Source organism: Nonomuraea sp. H19 (genome assembly GCF_052068215.1).
Classification (GTDB): domain Bacteria; phylum Actinomycetota; class Actinomycetes; order Streptosporangiales; family Streptosporangiaceae; genus Nonomuraea.
In genome coordinates this window covers 384,244-401,895 of sequence record NZ_JBQHCV010000001.1, presented here as the reverse complement: position 1 = coordinate 401,895, position 17,652 = coordinate 384,244, and the positions used below count along the sequence as shown (strand labels likewise).

Sequence of the window (17,652 nt, the reverse complement as noted above, 5' to 3'; positions counted from 1 at the left end):
CCATGGCGGGTGCAAGCTGTTGTTAGAACATGTTACAACTACGCCATCGGCAAGACCCTTCTGACGCTCTGGCAGACGCCGTCGCTCGCCGCGGACGCCTGGAGGCGTTCGGGGGCCGGGACGCCGTATTCGGTGGTGCGCTGCCTGACCGGCCTGCCGGAGACCTCGACCATCTCTCTCAGCTCGCTGATGGTCTTGTAGGAGCCGTTCTCCGAGCCCGCCATCCGGCTGATGGTCTCCTCCATCAGCGTGCCGCCGAGGTCGTTCACGCCGCCCTGGAGCACCTCGCGGCACAGGTCGTCGCGGAGTTTCACCCAGGAGCACTGGATGTTGTCGATCGCGCCGTGCAACAGGATCCTGGCCAGCGCGTGCACCGCCCGGTTCTCGCGGGCGGTGGGACCCGGCCTGGCTATCCCGGCGAGATAGATCGGGGCACTGGTGTGCACGAACGGCAGCAGCACGAACTCCGAGAACCCGCCGGTCTCCTCCTGCAGGCGCCTGATGAGCTTGATGTGCCTGATCCACTGCAGGTGGGTGTCGACGTGCCCGTACATCATGGTGGAGGTCGTCGGGATGCCCACGCGGTGCGCCGTCGTGATGACCTCGATCCACTCCTTCGTCGGCAGCTTGCCCTTGGTCAGCACCCAGCGCACGTCGTCGTCGAGGATCTCCGCGGCCGTCCCGGGAAGCGAGTCGACGCCTGCCTCCTTGGCCGCCTCCAGCCAGTCCCGTACGGACATGTTCGTACGGCTTGCCCCGTTGATCACCTCCATCGGCGAGAACGCGTGCACGTGCATGTCCGGAGTCCTGGCCTTCACAGCCCTGGCGATGTCGAAATAGGCGGTGCCGGGGAGATCGGGGTGGATGCCGCCCTGCATGCACACCTCGGTCGCCCCCGCCTCCCACGCCTCCTGGGCCCGGTCGGCCACCTGGTCGAGGCTCAGGGTGTACGCGTCGGCGTCGGTGCGGCGCTGGGCGAACGCGCAGAAGCGGCAGCCGGTGTAGCAGACGTTGGTGAAGTTGATGTTCCTGTTGACGACGTAGGTGACGTCGTCGCCCACGGTCTGGCGGCGCAGCGCATCGGCGATGGCCGCCAGCTCGTCAAGCGCCTCCCCCTCGGCCGAGAGCAACGCGACGGCCTCGTCGTCGGTCAACCCGGCGGGATCCACCTCCGCCCGCCTGAGCGCCTGCCGCACCTCCGCAGGCGTCACGGCGGAGCCCACCGTGCCGAGGCGGTCCTTCAAAGCGTCCCAGTCGCCGTAGACGTGGTCGAAGTCGTCGCGCCGATCGTGGGTGCGTCCCGACGAGTCCACCTCCACGTGCAGATCGACCCGCCCCGACGAGGAGAACCCGCCGTCGGGCTCCTGCCAGGGGCGGCCTTCGAGCACCGCGTCCTCGCGCGCCAGCCCCGTGGCCGGGTCCGCCAGCGCGGCGACGTGCGCGTACAGGCGCGGATCCAGCCAGGGCTCCCCCGCCAGCACGTACTCGGGATAGATCGTCAGCCGCTCCCGCAACCGGAACCCCGCCTCCCCCGTACGGGAAGCCAGCTCCTCGATCTGCGGCCAGGGCCGTTCGGGGTTCACGTGGTCGGGGGTCAGCGGCGACACGCCGCCCCAGTCGTCGATCCCGGCCCGGATCATGAGCGCGTATTCGGAGTCCACCAGGTTGGGCGGCGCCTGGATCCGGACGCGCGGCCCGAGGACGAGGCGGGCCACGGCGATGGTGGCGGCCAGCTCCTGCAAGTCGGCGTCGGGCAGGCCGCGCATGGCCGTGTCCGGCTTGGCGCGGAAGTTCTGGACGATGACCTCCTGGATCCCCCGGTACTCTCGCGCCACCCGCCGGATCGCGAAGATCGACTCGGCCCGGTCCTGGATGGTCTCCCCGATCCCGATCAGGATCCCCGTCGTGAACGGCACGTTGGTCCGGCCCGCGTCCTCCAGCACGCGCAGCCGTACGGCCGGGTCCTTGTCCGGCGAGCCGTAGTGGGCCTGCCCCTTCTCCTCGAACAGCCGCCGCGACGTCGTCTCCAGCATCATCCCCATCGACGGCGCCACGGGCTTGAGCCGCTGCAGGTCGCGCCAGCTCAGCACCCCGGGGTTGAGGTGCGGCAGCAACCCGGTCTCCTCCAGCACCCGGATCGCCATCGCGCGCACGTACGACAGCGTGTCGTCATAGCCGTGCGCGTCGAGCCACTCGCGAGCCTGGTGCCAGCGGTCCTCCGGCCGGTCCCCCAGCGTGAACAGCGCTTCCTTGCACCCCATCGCCGCCCCCTGCCGGGCGATCTCCAGCACTTCGTCAGGGCTCAGGAACGGCGAGTCCAGCTTGTGCGGCGCGGTGGCGAATGTGCAGTATCCGCACCGGTCCCGGCACAACCTGGTCAGCGGGATGAACACCTTCCTGCTGTAGGTGATGACCCCCGTCCGGCCCACGGCCTCCAGTCCGGCGTCGCGGACGCGGGAGGCGTGTTCCAGCAGGGATTCGAGATGGTCCCCACGGGCTTGCAACAGTACGGTCGCCTCGGTGACGTCAAGACTCTTGCCGTCGCGGGCGCGGGCGAGAGCACGGCGGAACGCGGAATCACTGACCAGATCCATAGAAGGCACAGTACGACGGGCTGGGTTCGTGGCCCGCACCCAGGGCGGGTCAGAACGACCGGTAGTCGCGGACGGACATCCGCGGCCCGCGCGCGGGCGGGCGCAGTCCCGACAGCCAGACGAGCACCGTCGCACGATGCCGATGCCCCTGGTACGGCTCCAGCAGCCGCAGCATCCCGGGGTCGTCGGTCTTCTCCCCGGTCAGGGCGTATCCGACGAGCTTGGCCAGATGGAAGTCCCCCACGCTCACGGCGTCGGGATCGCCCAAGGCGCGCTGGCGTATCTCAGCCGAGGTCCAAACCCCGATCCCCGGCAGCGCCCGCAGCAGCCGGTCGAGCTCCTGGGTGGTCGCGGCGGCCTCCAGCTTGCCGGCGTGCCAGGCGGCGTTGGCGATGGTTTTGGCGCGCACGGCCTCGGCGCCCGCGCGGTGCCAGTGCCAGCTCGGGATCTGCCGCCACACCGTCGCCTCGGGGATCACCCGCATGCCGTCCGGCGCCGGTCCGGGCGCGGGCTCGCCGTACCGGTGCAGCAGCCACCGCCAGGCCCGCCACGCCTCCTGCCCGACGACCTTCTGCTCCAGCACCGCCGGTACGAGCGCCTCCATGACCCGACCCGTCCGGCCGATCCGCAAACCTGGATATTTCCGGGCAACGTCCGCCAGGACATCATGTTTGACGCTAAATCCAGAAATGTCGTCATCGGCCCCCAGCAACGCCGGCAGCGTCTCCAACGCCCAGCCCGCTCCCGGCCCCCACGCCTGCCCGTGCACGCATCCGTCCGTGACGCTCACCCTGAGCGTGCACGGCCCGTCCGGAGTCCTGGAAGTGCGCCACACGGCCCCGTCGGCGCTCCGGCGCCAGGTGGGATCGCCGCCGCCGCGCTTGTGCGGGAGCAGTGCCAGCCCCACGTCCAGCGCGCCCTCGGGCACCCACCTGCGCTCCATCACCCGTCCAGTCTGCACCCACCGCTCAGGTGTTCGAGCGTCAGATGTCGCTGGAGTAACGCACCGCCCGCTCGGGCAGCTCGATCCCGGGCCAGATCCGCACGCCGTTCTGCAGCTCGTTGCCCGGCCCCACGATGGCCCCGTCGCCGATCACCGCATCGCACACGACCGTGCCCGCGCAGATCCGCGCGCCCTTGCCGACCACGGAGTCCGTCACGCAGGCGCCCACCTCGATGACGCAGTCGTCGCTCAGCACCGAGCCGGCGACCGTGGCCCCGGACTCGACGACGACCCGCGCGCCGACCGCCGTGCCGCCCTGGACCTTCGCCTCGGGCGAGACCCGGGCCCCATCGAGCGCCAGGTATTCACCCGTCGGCCCGGGCAGCGCGGGCGAGTGCAACCGGCCCAGCACGAGGTCGCGCGAGCCTTGGACGAAGGCGGCGGGGGTGCCGACGTCGAGCCAGTAGGTGCGGTCGGCATAGCCGAGCACGAGCCGCCCCGACTCGATCAGCCCGGGAAACGTCTCCCGCTCCACCGACACGATCTCGTCCTTCGGGATCGAGTCGATCACCGACCGGGTGAAGACGTAGCATCCGGCGTTGATCCGGTTGGTCACCGGATTGGGGGTCTTCTCCAGGAACGCCGTGACCCGCCCGCTCTCGTCCGTCGGCACGCATCCGAACCGGGTGGGATCGTCCACTTCTGTCAAATGGAGCGTTACAGCGGCCTCGCGTGCGAGGTGAATGCGCACCTGGTCGCCGATGTCATGCCCGGAGAGGATGTCCCCGTTCAGGATGAGCACGGGATCCGAAGGGCCGGAGGTGAGCGCCTCGGCGGCGTTGCGGATCGCGCCGCCGGTGCCCAGCGGGGTCTCCTCCGTGATGTATTCGAGGGAGAGCCCGAACGCCGACCCGTCGCCGAAGGCGGGCTCGAACATCGACGCCTTGTACGAGGTCGCGAACACGATCCGGCGCACGCCGAACGCTCGCGCACGGGCCAGTTGGTGGGCCAGGAACGGCACTCCGGCAGTTGGCAGCAGCGGCTTGGGCGTGCCCAGTGTCAGCGGACGCAGGCGCGTGCCCTGCCCCCCGACCAGGAGGATCGCCTCGAGGTCTGGCAATGAGCTCTCCATCACTCCGTGAGGTTACCGAACTATTCCATAGCGCGTTGGTATGAGCTGAGGTGCGCTTCGGCCGAGGCGTCCCACGTGAATTCCCTTGCTCTCGCCAGCCCCGCTTCCCGCAGTTGCCGTCTCCGTTCTGAAGAGGCCAGCAATTGCCCGAGCGCCGCGGCGATGCTGTCCGCGTCCGGCTCAGTGTAGGCGACCGCGTCACCGCCCACCTCGGGCAGCGAGCTGCGGTGTGTCGTCAGCACGGGGGCGCCGCAGGCCATGGCCTCCAGCACCGGCAGCCCGAACCCCTCGCCGCGCGAGGGGAAGGCCACCACGAGCGCCCCGCCGAGGAATCCGGGCAGGTCCGGAGCGCGCAGGTAGCCGGGACGCACGACCCTGACGGTGGCCTCGACCTCGCGGCAGGCGGCATCGACGTCATCCTCGTGCACGCCGCCGCCGAGCACCAGCGCGGGCGGCTTGTCGAGCTGCTTCACGGCCGCGGCGAAGCCCCGGATGAGGTTGGGGACGTTCTTGCGGGGATCGAGGTTGCCCAGGAACGCCACATAATGCTGGCCGTGCAGCCCGCAGCGGATGGCGGCCCGGCTGATCTCCTCCTCGGTCGGCGGGTGGAACTGCGTCAGGTCGACGCCGTGGTAGGCGACGTCGATGCGGGTGGGGTCGGCGGACAGCACGCGGACGAGCTCGTCCCGCGTCGCTTTGGAGGGCACGATCACGCGGTTCGCGTGGCGTACGGCCATGCGGGTGGCGGAGCGGAAGAACGACGCCCGCGAACTGTGCTGGTCGGGCTCGGTGAACCAGGTGGCGTCGTGCACCGTCACGACGGTCGGCAGGCCGGAGCTGAGCGGGATGGAGTAGTAGGGGGCGTGGATCACGTCGGCCCCTGCCTGGCGGGCGAGCAGCGGCAGGCCGGTCTGCTCCCAGGCGAGCCGGGCGGCCCTGTTGGTGATGGCGACGGGCCCGGAAATGACGTCGGCCGACGGCGCCAGCCGCCGGTATCGCTCGGCTTCGGACCGCTGGCAGACTACGGCGAGGTCGGCCCCGGCCCGATCCAGGGCCGCCACGAGCCCGTCCACATATCTGATCAGCGCGCCGCGGTCCGCGGGGACGGCCGCCGCGTCAACGAGCACACGAGGCATACGAAGATCTTCTCCCCTCAAGATCAACGTGGGACTGGGCGTCCCCCTCTAAAGTTCACCTTATGACCAGCCTCCCCTAAATCGTGGGCCAAATCACACCGAGTCGCGGCGCGATGCGATTCCCGCCAACCCGGCGCAGATCAGATCCCCCACGATGATGACGATGCGGGACGAAAGCGCCACCGCGATCGCGCGACCGCTGTCCATTTGGGGAGCCAGCACCGCGACCATGGCGACCTCCCGCACGCCCGCGCCCGCCGGTACGACGAAGGTCATGATGCCCAGGCACCACGACAGCGCGAAGGCGCCGACCGCGAACAGCAGGCCGGCCTGAGGCGCGATGAAGTAGAGGTGCACGCCATAGGCGGTCCAGCCGGCCAGCGCCCAGCCGAGCGCGGCGAGCATGCCGCGGCGCGTGAGCGGACGTTCGAGGGGGTCGCGTTTGAGCCTGCGCAGGGCGTACCCGATCAGGGCGTTGATGACCTTGGGTTCGAGCAGGACCAGGAGCAGCGGGATGAGCAGCAGCAGCCACCCGTAGCGCTCCCAGCCGAGGGTGACGAGCGTGACCAGCAGGCCGGTGGCGAGCTGGATGGGCATCATCAGGAAGAACGCCGCCGCGCTGCGCGAGCGCGGCACGCCCAGGTCGCGGCCCATCTCCATCTGGGCGAGCATGGGCCAGACGGCACCGGGGATGTATTTGCCGAGCTGGCCCACGAAGAACACCTTGGCGGCGGGCCGGAGCGGCAGCGGCGAGCCGAGGTCGGCCAGCAGCGTGCGCCAGGTGAGCATGGCGCCGAGCAACGCGGCGACCACGGCGGCCAGCGACCCGGCCAGCGCGGGCCACGACAGCCTGGCGAACCCGGCCAGCACGGAGTCCCACTGCGACGCCACGGCCCACCCGCCGAACCCGAGCGCGATGAGCAGGAACCCGAACCGGATGAGCTTCTTGGCGAGCGCCCGCCCGGGCCGGGAAGGACTCACGGGCGCATCCTCCGCGGTGCCGCGGACGGTGGCGGGCCTGCCGGATCCGTCGGCGTTCACAAGGGGCGGACCCGCTCGGGCGGCTGCGGCAGCGCCGCGCCCATCGGGCGCTTCGGGGTCTTGGTGGCCACCCACAGGTACGTCGGCACCACGGGCAGCAGCAACCTCAGCACCTCGCGCGGCGTGCGGGCCAGCGCGCCCTTCACCACCCGCCCCAGCAGGCCGGGGAACAGCTCGCCACCGGCGAACTTGGTCGGCGTGGCCAGCACGGGGAAGGTGTAGTCCCACACGTGGAAGGCACGCAGCATCTTGCGCAGCCCGCGCCGCGTCCTGAAGCGCTCGTAGTAGTGGTCGGCCCGCCCGGACGCCCGCACGTAGCGGTCGGCCAGCGCGGGCGGCAGGTAGGACAGGAAGGGCAGCTTGTAGTGCGGCTCCATCACGCCGAGCCGGTTGCCCAGCCCGAGATAGAGGACCCCGTCGTCGGACAGCACGCGGTGCATCTCGGCCACCACCCCGTCCGGATCGACGACGTGCTCATAGATGTGGTTGAACACCAGCACGTCGATGGACCCGTCGGGGAAGGGCAGCGCGGTGCCGTCGCCGCACACGAACGCCACCCGCTCGCCGAACCGGTCGGCGGCCTTGCGCAGCCCCGGCACGTCGATGTCGATGCCCAGCGTGTGTTTGGCCCCGGCCTGCGCCAGCTCGTCGGCGATGAATCCCGCGGAGCAACCCACGTCGGCCACGGTCAGCCCGCCGAGCGGCCCGTGGAAGTGCTCGAGCACCGCGATGATCTTCGCCGCCTTCCGCCGCCGTTTCTCCTCGTCGAGCATGGCGGACTGGAACTCGGAGTATTCAAGCTGCGCGACCCGTTGCTTTCCCACGGAGCCCCACAGTACCCACCTCGGCGCCGATCCGCTTTGGTGCGGTGGCCGACGCCCGCGCTCTGGTGCGGGAGCTCGCCGGCACGGATCCGCGGTTCCGCACCGAGGAGGCGGGCTTGTCGTCTGGCTTTACCAGCCGAACCGCGCGTAACCTGAGCCAATGCTCCGTCGCCTGCTGCGCGTGGTCCTCGCCCTGGTCGCGCTCGGTTTTCTCGGTTACGGCTTGGCCAATAACTGGGAAGAGACCACCGGAGCCGTGGCGGCGATGTCGCCGTGGGCGGTGCTCGGAGCATTCGCCGCGGTGTTGCTCGGCCAGTTCTGCGTCTTGATCGCCTGGCGCGAGATCCTGGTGGGGCTCGGCACGCGGGTGCCGCTGCGGATCGCCGGGCGGATCATGTTCGTGGGCCAGCTGGGCAAATACATCCCGGGCGCGGTCTGGGCGTACGCGGCGATGATGGATCTCGGCCGGGACCATGGCAGCCCGCCGCGGCGCACGTTCGCGACGATCTCACTGAGCCTGGTGATCAACCTGGGGATCGCCGTCTCGATCGCCGCCGCGACGCTGGGGTCGCTGGAGGCGGTGCGGCAGGCGTGGTACCTCGTGCTGCTCGTGCCGGTGATCATCGTGTGCCTGCATCCCAAGGTGCTGACCTGGGGTCTCAACCTGGCGCTGCGCATCGCGCGCAAGGAGCCGCTGGAGAAGGTGCTGCCCGGCCGCACCGTGGTCGTCGCGGTGGCGTGGACCACGCTCGGCTGGTTCGTGTACGGCGTCCACGTCTGGCTGCTCTCCGGCCGCGCGGACCTCTACCTCATCGCGACCGGGGCTTACGCGTTCGCGTGGGCGACCGGGCTGCTCGCGTTCGTGGTCCCGGCGGGCGTCGGGATCCGGGAGGGCGCGCTGGTGCTGGTGCTCGGGCCGGTCCTCGGCACCGCGCCGGCGCTCGCGGTGGCGATCGTGTCGCGGCTGGCGTTCACGCTGGCGGACGCGACGGCGGCGGGCGTCTCCTTCCTGCTCGGCCGTCAGGTGGCCAGCAGCGTCCCGGCGTACGCCGACCAGTACGGCTCCGGATCGACCGCCTTGACCCCCGATCGCAACCTCTCGGGCTCGCCGGAGGCGTAGAACCGCTCGATCGCCTTGCGCAGCGCCCCGGCGTCGCCCGGCTCGACCAGCAGCCCGTCCACGCCGTCGGTGACGTGGTCGGCCAGCGCCCCCACGCGCGTGGCGATCACCGGGACGCCGTGCTCGTGGGCGAGCCAGACGTTCTGGCTGGCGGTCGCGTTCCGGTAGGGCAGCACGAGCGCGTCCGCCGCGGCGAACAGCTTCGGCACATCGTCGGCGGCCACGTAGCCGGGCCGCAGCTCCACCCGGTCGCCGATGCCGAGTTCGTCGATCAGCGCCTTCGTCTCGTCCAGCCCGCCCCAGAACTCCCCCGCCACGGTCAGCGAGATCCCGTCGGGCAGCGCCCTGAGCAGCAGGTCCAGCCCTTTGTACGGCCGGACGATGCCGAAGAACAGCAGCCGCCGGTGCACCTGCGCGGACCGCTCGGCCGTGGTCGAGGGCAGGTGCGGCGGCAGCGCGGCCACGCCGACCGGCTTGCCCGTGAGCCCCCCGGCCAGCCCGGCCTGCTCCGCGGAGTGCGTCAGCACGCCATCCACCCGTTTGAGCAGGGCCTTCATGAGCGGCTCGTCGTACGGCTTGCGCTCGTGCGGCAGCACGTTGTGGCAGAGGGCGACCGTCCTGGCCTTCCGCCCCAGCCCGTACAGGATGCCCAAATAGGCCGGGACCTGCACCGGGCTCAGCACCGCCAGCACCACCAGGTCGGCCGACCGCAGCCGCCGCCCCGCCGCCACCCACCCGTCCGGCCGCCGCCAGTCGAGCCGGCGCACGGTCTTCGGATAGGGCGTGCCCTCGGGCGTGGAGATCGTCTGCTGCCCGGGATAGAGGAACGACGGATATTGCGCCCGCCACGACTCGATCACCACGTCGTGTCCCAGGGCCGCGAGCCGGTGTGCCAGCTCGGTCGTGTGCTGCGCCCCGCCGCCTTTGTAGGGATAGGTCGGTCCGACGATCGCGATCCGCACGTGCCTACTCTCCCCGCGAGCGCACGATCAGGTCGGCCAGCAGCGCCACGGACCCGATCAGCATCCCGGACAGGAAGATCATGACCGTGTTGGCGGGGAAGTAGAACGGGTGCTGGATCATGTCCCACACGCCCTTCACGAACCCGATCGTCACCAGCCACAACGCGGGCGGCATGAGGACCTTGAGCGGGTTGAAGTACATGATCATCCGCAGCACCTGCAGGATGTAGCGGTAGGCGTCGGACACGAAGCTGAACTTCGACTTGCCGGCCCGCTTGGCGTATCCGATCGGCAGATAGTAGACGTCGTGCTGGTTGGACAGGAACGACAGCGTGATCGTCGTCACGCAGGAGAACCCGGGAGGCAGCAGCCTCAGGTAGGGCTTGGCCACCGACTTGCGGAAGGCCCGCAGCCCGGAGTTGAGGTCGGGGATCTTCTGCCCGGCCAGCTTCTCCGCCACCTTGCGGATCACCCACTTGGCGGGGACGCGCAGCAGCTTGTGCGAGCCTTCCTCGCTGGTGCGCGCGCCGACGACCTGGTCGATCGTCGGGTCCTTCTCCAGGAGCTGGACCAGCTCGGGAATGCGCTCGTTGGGGTAGGTCATGTCGGCGTCGGTCCAGACGACGATCTCGCCCCTGGCCTCCTGCGAGCCGATGCGCCGCACGGTGCCCGAGCCGCCGTTGCGGTGGAAGGCGCGCACGCGCAGGTGCGGGTAGCTGGACGCGGCCTCCTTGAGCCTGGCCAGCGTGGCGTCGCTGGAGCAGTCGTCGATGGCCACGAGCTCGTAGGTGTAGCCGCTGGAGTCCATGGCCTTCGTGATGCGCTCGACTTCGTCGATGACGTGATCCTGCTCGTTGTAGCAGGGGAGGACGATGGTGACGTACGGCGCTTCTTCCACGGCAGGTCCACTCTTGGGGGTCTCAAGCGTGCTCACAGGGGTCGAGGGTACTGTGCCCGGCCGGAAGGCGGGTGCACTTGACCCCAGTGGGAGCTCCCGGGTTGACCATCACTTCACCGGTCCGGCACCGCCATCCACACGTCGATCCGCAGCGACCAGGTGCCGTTCGGGGCGTCCACGAGCGAGCGCTCGTCCTGACGCGTGCTCAGGCCCATGACCTGCGACGCCGTCCCGTACAGCGCGACCTGACCGGCCTTCGCGGCGAGCACGACGGGGACGCGGCCGGCCGCGCGGACCCGCTCGATCAGGCGCTGCACCTGCTCCGAGGGCGCGGTGTCCGAACCCACGCGCTTCACCAGGGCCGTCGGATTTCCGCACATCCCGCGCACGACCTGGGTGAACCGGTCGCCGGTGACCCGCTCCACGATCAGCACGGACGCGTTGCGCGGGATTTTTGCGCACATCGCCGCCACCGCCGCCGCCTCGCCCCGCTCGACCGGCGTGAACGCGACGCCGATCGAGGTCACGGTGGGCGGCACGAGCACGAGCAGGACGGCGGCCGCCATCCCCCAGCGCCTGACCCTGGGGCCGCGCCGCTCGGCCACGTCACGGAGCCGGGCCAGCCCGTACGCGGCCAGCAGGATCAGCCCGGGGATCACGACGGGAACCAGGCGGCGGGCGGCCCACGGGTGGTCGGGAGTGATCTCGGGCCGTGCCAGCGTGGTGACCGTCGTCCAGCCGACGACGACGAGCGGCAGCAGCCACTCGAAGGGCGTGCCGTCGCGGAGCAGCCTGCGGACGAGTACGGCCGCCGCGACCGTGGCCAGCACGACCACGGGGACGCCGACGTACCAGATGACCCAGTGCAGCGAGTTCTCGAAATAGAGCCGGTCGCCGTCCATGGGCAGGCCGTTGGCGCGCTGGATCTGCGCGATCATCATGGCCGTGCGCTGGTCGTCCTCATTGGCGGGCTTGCGCGTCACGGTCTGCAGCCACGGCCGCGCGTAGAAGGCGGCCATGAGCAGCACGACGAGCGCGGCCCCGGCCGTCGGGGCCCACCTCGGCAGCCGGACTCTGGCCAGTGCCGGAGCGGCGGCCGTACCGACGACGGTGAGCACGAGGACGGCGGCGCAGATGAGCAGCAGCGGCTTGACCGAGCTGGACAGGTAGTTCAGATAGGGCCGGGACAGCACGTACGCCGCCAGCATCCCGAGCCCGGCCCCGGCCGCCAGCCCGGCCGCCAGCGGCAGCCCCAGCACTCCCTGCGGCCTGGCGAAGCGCCGCATCGCGATCAGCAGCCCCGCGAACGCCAGCACCGGCAGCACGTCACGCAGGCCGTCCACCCGGACCAGCACGGCCAGTCCGAAGACCAGCCCGGCCAGCAGCCCGCGCGCCCAGCCCGGCCGGGCGAGCGCGTCATGCGCCAGCGCCAGGCCGCCGAACAGCAGGATCAGCGACGGGATCTCGCTGAACGTGGTCCGCGACGTGTAGAGGATCGGCAGGCTCACGGCGAACGTCACCGCCGCGAGCACCGCCCAGCGCGCCCCGGCCAGCCGCGCCACGACCCCGGCCAGCGTGAGCACGGCCAGCGCGCCCAGCACCGCGGGGACCGCGAACGGCACGCCCAGCCAGTCGCCGGTCGCGAACAGCATCGGCGCCCCCGGCATGAACTGCGGCACCACCGAGCCGTCCACCTGGAAGAACCCGACGCTTTCGAAGACCAGCCAGGGGTCGGCGCCGCCGAACGCCGCCACCTGCGACGGGATGGGGAGGGAGCCGTGCCCGGCGATCCAGGCCGCATACTGCGCGTAGGTGGCGGGATCGCGCCTGATGAGGAGCTGCTCGCTGTGCATGACCACGTTGAACGCGCCCGCCGCCACCGCGACCGCGACGACCCCGGCGACCTGCCAGGACGTGGCCTCGACGGTCTTGCTCAGCCCTCGTGTGCCCGCCCAGCACAGCAAGGCCGCGGCGGGCAGCCCGAGCAGCAGCGCGGGCGCCGGCGTGAACCGGCCGAGCAGCAGCAGCGGCAGCGCGGTCAGCAGCCAGCCCGCCACGGCGAGCGGCGGCACCACCGAGAGCGCGGCGAGCATCCGGCCGGGTCGATCGAGTTCCATCGGATTGCGAGCGTATCCAACGTCACAGGCCCCTGCCTCACAGCACGCCCGGCACCCCGCTCAATGCCCCGGCCAAGCACCTCCGACGCCGTCCCCGCCCAGCGCCCCCACGCCATGGCCGGCGCCGCCCTGCGCGGTGCGTGTGGCACGAGGGGCGGGCGATCGCGGGTAGCGTACCCAAGTGCCGGAGGAGGGGGAGGACGTGCGGGTGAGGTCGGAGGCTCGTGCGGCCGAGCCCGCGAAGACCGCCCTGACCAGGTGGGGCGACATCGCGTGGCGGCACCGGTGGTTCCTCGGGGTCCTCGCCCTGGGCACCGGCCTGCGGGCCCTGGCCATGCTCGGCTACCGCCCGGCCCTGTGGTTCCCCGACTCCTACACCTACATCGTGACCGTCTTCAGACCGCGCCCCGACCTGGTGCGCCCGGCGGGCTACTCGATGTTCCTCAAGCTCCTGGAGCCGTTCCACGCGTTCGGCGCGGTCGCGGCGGCGCAGCACCTGCTCGGCCTGGCCATCGGCGTCATGATCTACCGGGTCGCGCGGCGGGCCCCCAGGTGGGCGGCGACGCTGGCCACGGTGCCCGTGCTGCTCGACGCCTACCAGGTCGAGCTGGAGCACCTGCTGGTCTCCGACACGCTGTTCATGTTCCTGGTGGTGTCGGCCGCGGCACTGTGCTCGACCCGCAAGCCGGGCACCGTCGCCGCCGTCGGCCTGCTGCTGGCCGCCGCCACCCTCACCAGGACCGTCGGGCAGCCGCTCATCGTCGTCATCGCGGCCTGGTTCGTGCTGCGCAGGCACATCAGGCTGGGTGGGGTGCTCCTGGCGGCCGCCCTGGTGCCGATCATCGCCTATGGCGCCTGGTTCTACGCCACCTACCAGCGCGTCGGCCTCGTGGGCGCGAACGGCGTCTTCCTCTACGCCCGTACGATGTCGTTCGCCGACTGCGCCAGGATGGACCCGCCTGCGGACCTGAAGGTCCTGTGCGACCCGCGCCCGCCCGAGCAGCGCCCGCCGTCCCAGGAGTACATCTGGGCGAAGGAATCCCCCCTCGTGCGGCTGCCGGGGATCACGTTCACCGAGGAGAGCGACGACCTGGCGGCCAGGTTCGCGACACTGGCGATCACCAAGCAGCCGCTCGACTACGCCGCCTCCGTCCTGGAGGAACTGGGCCGTACGTTCCGCTGGGATCGCCCGGTCTATCCCGACCAAGAGATCTACGGCTACTACGAGTTCCCGGTGACGCCACCCGGACCACCTGGCCGCTATCCCGCACAGGTCGGCGCCCACTATGCCAAGCTCTACGAGCAGGGTGCGATCGGCACGGAGATCGTTGAGCCGTACGCCGGCTGGCTGCGTACCTATCAGAGCATGGCGCGGCTGCCCGGCCCGGTGTTGCTGGGTGCCCTCCTGGTGCCACCGGTGGCGGCGATCGCCAGCAGGCGAAAACCGTCGGGCGATTCCGCCTGGCTGGTGCCCTGGTCGGCAGCCGTAGTGCTGTTGGTCACACCGGCCGCGGCGGCGGAGTTCGACTATCGGTACGTTTTGCCGGCCGTGCCCCTGGCCTGCCTGGCAGCGGCCCTCAGTATTGGGCCTGACCTGCGAAATCGGACGGGAAGCAAGAAAGAGTTCGACGATGATATTCCACCTAATGTCCAGCTCTGAGTATGCTTTGCCGCGGAAACATCACGCCCGGGTCACGGTCGTTTCCGGCGGTCGTCGCACCGGGCCCGCCGAACGTGACCTAATCTCGTGGCGCGGAGCGACCAAGCCGGCGCGTGAGCGCGAGGCACGAGGCTAGGGGGCGTATGACTGACTACAGAAGCGTGCCGGTAGTCGACACTGCCCGGGACTACAGGGCCGCCCCCACCCAGCCCGGCAGCAGGATGGCCCGCAGGGCCGCCGCAGCCGCCCCGCCGCCTCCGCCGGACGACCGGCCACCGCGCGGCCACCGCGGCGGCGGGAACGGCGGCCAGGGCAAGATGCGGGTGCTGGCCTGGGTCAGCATCGGCGTCACGTCGCTCATGGTCGCGGGAGCGCTCACCGGCTACACCGTCTACCGCGACGCGTTCGGCAACATCACCCAGAAGAGCGTCAAAGAGGACATCATCAACCCGCGTCCCCCGGACACGGGCGCGCTCAACGTGCTGCTCGTCGGCTCCGACACCCGCGCCGGCGCGGGCAACGCCAAATACGGGCAGAAACTGGCCAGGACGGCGGACGCGGGCGGCAAGCGTACGGACACGATCATCCTTCTGCACATCTCCCCCGACCGGGACAAGGCGCAGTTGATCAGCTTCCCGCGCGACTCGATGGTGCAGATCCCCCGGTGCAAGAACGAGGCCACCAAGCAGGAGATGGCCCCGCGCCGAGACATGATCAACTCGGCGTACAACTCCGGCGGAATCGCCTGCACGATCTCTACGATCGAGACCCTCACCGGCATCCGCGTCAACCACTTCGTCGAGGTCGACTTCAACGGTTTCAAGAACATCGTCGACGCGCTCGGCGGCATCGAGATCTGCCTGAAGTCCGGCGTCAACGACAAGGCGTCCAAGCTCGTCCTGCCGCCCGGCAAGAGCCTGCTCAACGGCGAGAAGGCGCTGGGCTACGTGCGCCTGCGCCACTACGGCGACGGCAGCGACATCGGGCGCATCAGGCGCCAGCAGATCTTCCTGAGCAAGGTCATCGCCAAGGCCACCAGCAGCGACCTGCTCACCGACGTGGGCAGGCTCAGGGACTTCGTCGCGGCCGCGGCCGGATCCGTCACCATGGACCCCGAACTGGCCAACGACACCGAGCAGCTCATCCAGATCGCGACGAGCGCCAGGCAACTGACGGCCAAGGGTGTCCAGCTCACCACGATCCCGTGGCAGCCGGACCCCGCGGACGAGAACCGCGTGGTCTGGAAGGAGCCCGACGCCACCAAGCTGTTCACCGCGATCAAGACCGACACCGAGCCCACCGCCCCGGCGCCGACGGCCAGCGCGAGCGCCAAACCCAAGGTCACGATCAAGCCCGAGCAGGTCAAGGTCCAGGTGCTCAACGGCACGAAGACCTTCGGCAAGGCCCGCGAGGTCGCCGACCAGCTCGCCGAGCAGGGCTTCAACGTCGTCGGCGTGGGCAACTACGAGGCCGCCGGCGGCCAGAGCCTGGCGAAGAGCGAGATCCACTACGCCAAGACGATCACCGCTGCGCCCGACCACGCCGACACGCTGGCCGGTGCGGTCCTGCCCAAGCCGGCGCCGGCGGCCGGCAAGGTCAAGGTGACCAACCCGCAGCAGTACGTCCCTGCGGCGGCCGGCGCGGCGACCGCGCCGAGGGGCACTCCGGTGATCCAGTTCGTGGTGGGAGAGGACTTCGACTCGGTCAAGGTGACCAAGCTGCCCGACAGTGTGAAACAGAGCACGATCACGGCTTCCGAGCAGAAGAACGCGTGCACCTGACGCTCCAAGTTCCCTGTGTACTCGGGCATTCTGGGTCTCGTTGAGAGACAGGAACCGGGCGGGCGGGATAGTCTGTTGCGGGTCGGCGACGCAGCGCGACACCAAACCGTCACCCGGTTTTCATGTCGCGTTGCCGTCGTGTTCCCCGGCCCCTAGCGAAGCTGAGCGACTCCCTCGTGTCTGACACCAGATTCTCTCCACCGGTAACGCCGCGCAGCCCAGCGGGCCCGGATGAGGAAGGCGGGCCGGCCAACACTGGAGCGCGGTGGCCGCTGCCGGAGGAGGCCTTCTGGAGCGAGCGGACCGACCCGCACGGCGTTCTGCCGGGCGAGCAGCAGCCGACGGACCCGCGCGCGGTCGCGGTGGGTGAGCGGCCGCTGACACAGCCGGAGCCCAAGCAGGAGCCCGAGCAGCCCAAGCGCAAGCGCGACCCGTTCCTCGACAACGTCAAGTTCGTGCTGATTGCACTCGTGGTCGTCGGCCACTCGCTGGTGCCCACGCTCTCGGCCGACTCCTCCAGGGCCCTCTACCTCTTCATCTACACCTTCCACATGCCGCTGTTCGTGCTGATCAGCGGCTACCTGTCCAGAAATTTCTGGAACTCCAACGCCAAGACCAACAAGCTCGTCGACACGTTCCTCGTCCCGTATGTGATCGTCGAGGTCGGCTACGCCGCGCTCCGCTTCTCGCTGGGTGAGAAGTGGAGCCTGACGATCATCGATCCGGCGTGGCTCAACTGGTACCTGCTGGCGCTGCTGTTCTGGCGGCTGTCCACGCCGGTGTGGAAGCGGATGAAATATCCCGTGCCGGTGGCGATCGCGATCTACCTGTTCGCCGGGTTCTCGCAGATCGAGGGCGACTTCAGCATGGACCGCTTCTTCGGCCTCATGCCGTTCTTCGTGATCGGCCTGGTGATGCAGCCCGAGCACTTCGAGATGCTCGACCGCCGGTGGATCAAGATCCTTTCGGTGCTCACGATCCTCGGGGCGGCCGCGGTGGCGATCTTCATCGCGCCCAGGTCCCCGCTCGGCCCCTTCTACTACAAGGAGAGCTACCAGGACCTCGACCTGTCCTGGTACATGGGCCTCGGCCTGCGCGCCGGGCTGCTGGTGTGCGCGCTGGCCATGTGCTTCGCCGTGCTGGCGCTGGTGCCCCGAGGCGAGACGTGGTTCTCCGACCTCGGCACCCGCACGCTCTACTGCTATCTCCTGCACGGCATCCCCGTGCTGATCGCCAAGGACCAGGGCTGGCTCGACTTGCCGTGGCTGCACGGGCCGCTCGGCGTGCTGGCGATCAGCTCCAGTTGCTTCGCCCTGGCGATCGTGCTGTGCCTGCCGGAGACCCGTACGGTCTTCAAGTGGGTGCTCGAACCCCGCCTCACCTGGCTCTATCGCCGTCGCTCTGGAAGTTAAGCGGCCGTTCCTCCCGCATTAACGCCTTTGAC

13 protein-coding genes are annotated in these 17,652 nt (G+C 70.1%); 4 read left to right on the top strand and 9 right to left on the bottom strand.

Features of this window, described 5'->3' with window-relative positions; genetic code table 11:
- Positions 1 to 38: 38 nt before the first annotated feature.
- From ACTMTI_RS01890 to ACTMTI_RS01865, 6 genes are all read right to left on the bottom strand, one after another.
- Positions 39 to 2,594, bottom strand: coding sequence for a bifunctional FO biosynthesis protein CofGH (locus ACTMTI_RS01890; RefSeq protein WP_441117810.1), 2,556 nt, complete (start codon positions 2,592 to 2,594; stop codon positions 39 to 41).
- A gap of 49 nt (positions 2,595 to 2,643) precedes the next feature.
- On the bottom strand, positions 2,644 to 3,537 hold the full coding sequence (locus ACTMTI_RS01885) for a DNA-3-methyladenine glycosylase family protein (RefSeq protein ID WP_441118139.1): 894 nt from the start codon (positions 3,535 to 3,537) through the stop codon (positions 2,644 to 2,646).
- A gap of 40 nt (positions 3,538 to 3,577) precedes the next feature.
- A complete protein-coding gene (locus ACTMTI_RS01880; RefSeq protein ID WP_441117808.1) occupies positions 3,578 to 4,657 on the bottom strand; it encodes a sugar phosphate nucleotidyltransferase in 1,080 nt (359 codons plus the stop codon).
- A gap of 32 nt (positions 4,658 to 4,689) precedes the next feature.
- Positions 4,690 to 5,805, bottom strand: a complete 1,116-nt coding sequence (locus tag ACTMTI_RS01875) for a glycosyltransferase family 4 protein (protein WP_441117806.1) — start codon at positions 5,803 to 5,805, stop codon at positions 4,690 to 4,692.
- A gap of 93 nt (positions 5,806 to 5,898) precedes the next feature.
- Positions 5,899 to 6,786, bottom strand: a complete 888-nt coding sequence (locus ACTMTI_RS01870) for a lysylphosphatidylglycerol synthase domain-containing protein (protein WP_441117804.1) — start codon at positions 6,784 to 6,786, stop codon at positions 5,899 to 5,901.
- 56 nt (positions 6,787 to 6,842) lie between these two features.
- Complete coding sequence (locus ACTMTI_RS01865) at positions 6,843 to 7,670, bottom strand: methyltransferase domain-containing protein (RefSeq protein ID WP_441117802.1); 828 nt, start codon at positions 7,668 to 7,670, stop codon at positions 6,843 to 6,845.
- A 160-nt stretch (positions 7,671 to 7,830) separates the two neighbouring features.
- Between ACTMTI_RS01865 and ACTMTI_RS01860 the strand changes: the two genes are divergently transcribed.
- A complete protein-coding gene (locus ACTMTI_RS01860) occupies positions 7,831 to 8,790 on the top strand; it encodes a lysylphosphatidylglycerol synthase domain-containing protein (protein ID WP_441117800.1) in 960 nt (319 codons plus the stop codon).
- On the opposite strand, the gene ACTMTI_RS01855 is transcribed toward ACTMTI_RS01860, so the two are convergent.
- From ACTMTI_RS01855 to ACTMTI_RS01845, 3 genes are all read right to left on the bottom strand, one after another.
- Positions 8,691 to 9,752, bottom strand: a complete 1,062-nt coding sequence (locus ACTMTI_RS01855) for a glycosyltransferase family 4 protein (RefSeq protein WP_441117798.1) — start codon at positions 9,750 to 9,752, stop codon at positions 8,691 to 8,693. The two genes, ACTMTI_RS01860 and ACTMTI_RS01855, sit on opposite strands and share 100 nt — an antisense overlap.
- A gap of 4 nt (positions 9,753 to 9,756) precedes the next feature.
- Complete coding sequence (locus ACTMTI_RS01850; RefSeq protein ID WP_441117796.1) at positions 9,757 to 10,686, bottom strand: glycosyltransferase family 2 protein; 930 nt, start codon at positions 10,684 to 10,686, stop codon at positions 9,757 to 9,759.
- Between the two features lie 77 nt (positions 10,687 to 10,763).
- Positions 10,764 to 12,767, bottom strand: a complete 2,004-nt coding sequence (locus ACTMTI_RS01845; protein ID WP_441117794.1) for an ArnT family glycosyltransferase — start codon at positions 12,765 to 12,767, stop codon at positions 10,764 to 10,766.
- A 181-nt stretch (positions 12,768 to 12,948) separates the two neighbouring features.
- Between ACTMTI_RS01845 and ACTMTI_RS01840 the strand changes: the two genes are divergently transcribed.
- From ACTMTI_RS01840 to ACTMTI_RS01830, 3 genes are all read left to right on the top strand, one after another.
- Positions 12,949 to 14,427: a hypothetical protein gene (locus tag ACTMTI_RS01840; RefSeq protein WP_441117792.1), complete on the top strand. Its 1,479-nt coding sequence runs from the start codon at positions 12,949 to 12,951 to the stop codon at positions 14,425 to 14,427.
- Between the two features lie 143 nt (positions 14,428 to 14,570).
- Complete coding sequence (locus ACTMTI_RS01835; RefSeq protein ID WP_441117790.1) at positions 14,571 to 16,208, top strand: LCP family protein; 1,638 nt, start codon at positions 14,571 to 14,573, stop codon at positions 16,206 to 16,208.
- 176 nt (positions 16,209 to 16,384) lie between these two features.
- Entirely contained in the window at positions 16,385 to 17,620 is a 1,236-nt protein-coding gene (locus ACTMTI_RS01830) for an acyltransferase family protein (RefSeq protein WP_441117788.1), read from the top strand.
- The last annotated feature ends 32 nt before the right edge of the window (positions 17,621 to 17,652 follow it).

Excerpts from the sequence above, each read along its gene's own strand:
- ACTMTI_RS01890 (WP_441117810.1), bottom strand. The coding sequence starts at position 2,594 with ATGGATCTGGTCAGTGATTCCGCGTTCCGCCGTGCTCTCGCCCGCGCC.
- ACTMTI_RS01885 (WP_441118139.1), bottom strand. The coding sequence starts at position 3,537 with ATGGAGCGCAGGTGGGTGCCCGAGGGCGCGCTGGACGTGGGGCTGGCA.
- ACTMTI_RS01875 (WP_441117806.1), bottom strand. The coding sequence starts at position 5,805 with ATGCCTCGTGTGCTCGTTGACGCGGCGGCCGTCCCCGCGGACCGCGGC.
- ACTMTI_RS01860 (WP_441117800.1), top strand. The coding sequence starts at position 7,831 with ATGCTCCGTCGCCTGCTGCGCGTGGTCCTCGCCCTGGTCGCGCTCGGT.
- ACTMTI_RS01845 (WP_441117794.1), bottom strand. The coding sequence starts at position 12,767 with ATGGAACTCGATCGACCCGGCCGGATGCTCGCCGCGCTCTCGGTGGTG.
- ACTMTI_RS01835 (WP_441117790.1), top strand. The coding sequence starts at position 14,571 with ATGACTGACTACAGAAGCGTGCCGGTAGTCGACACTGCCCGGGACTAC.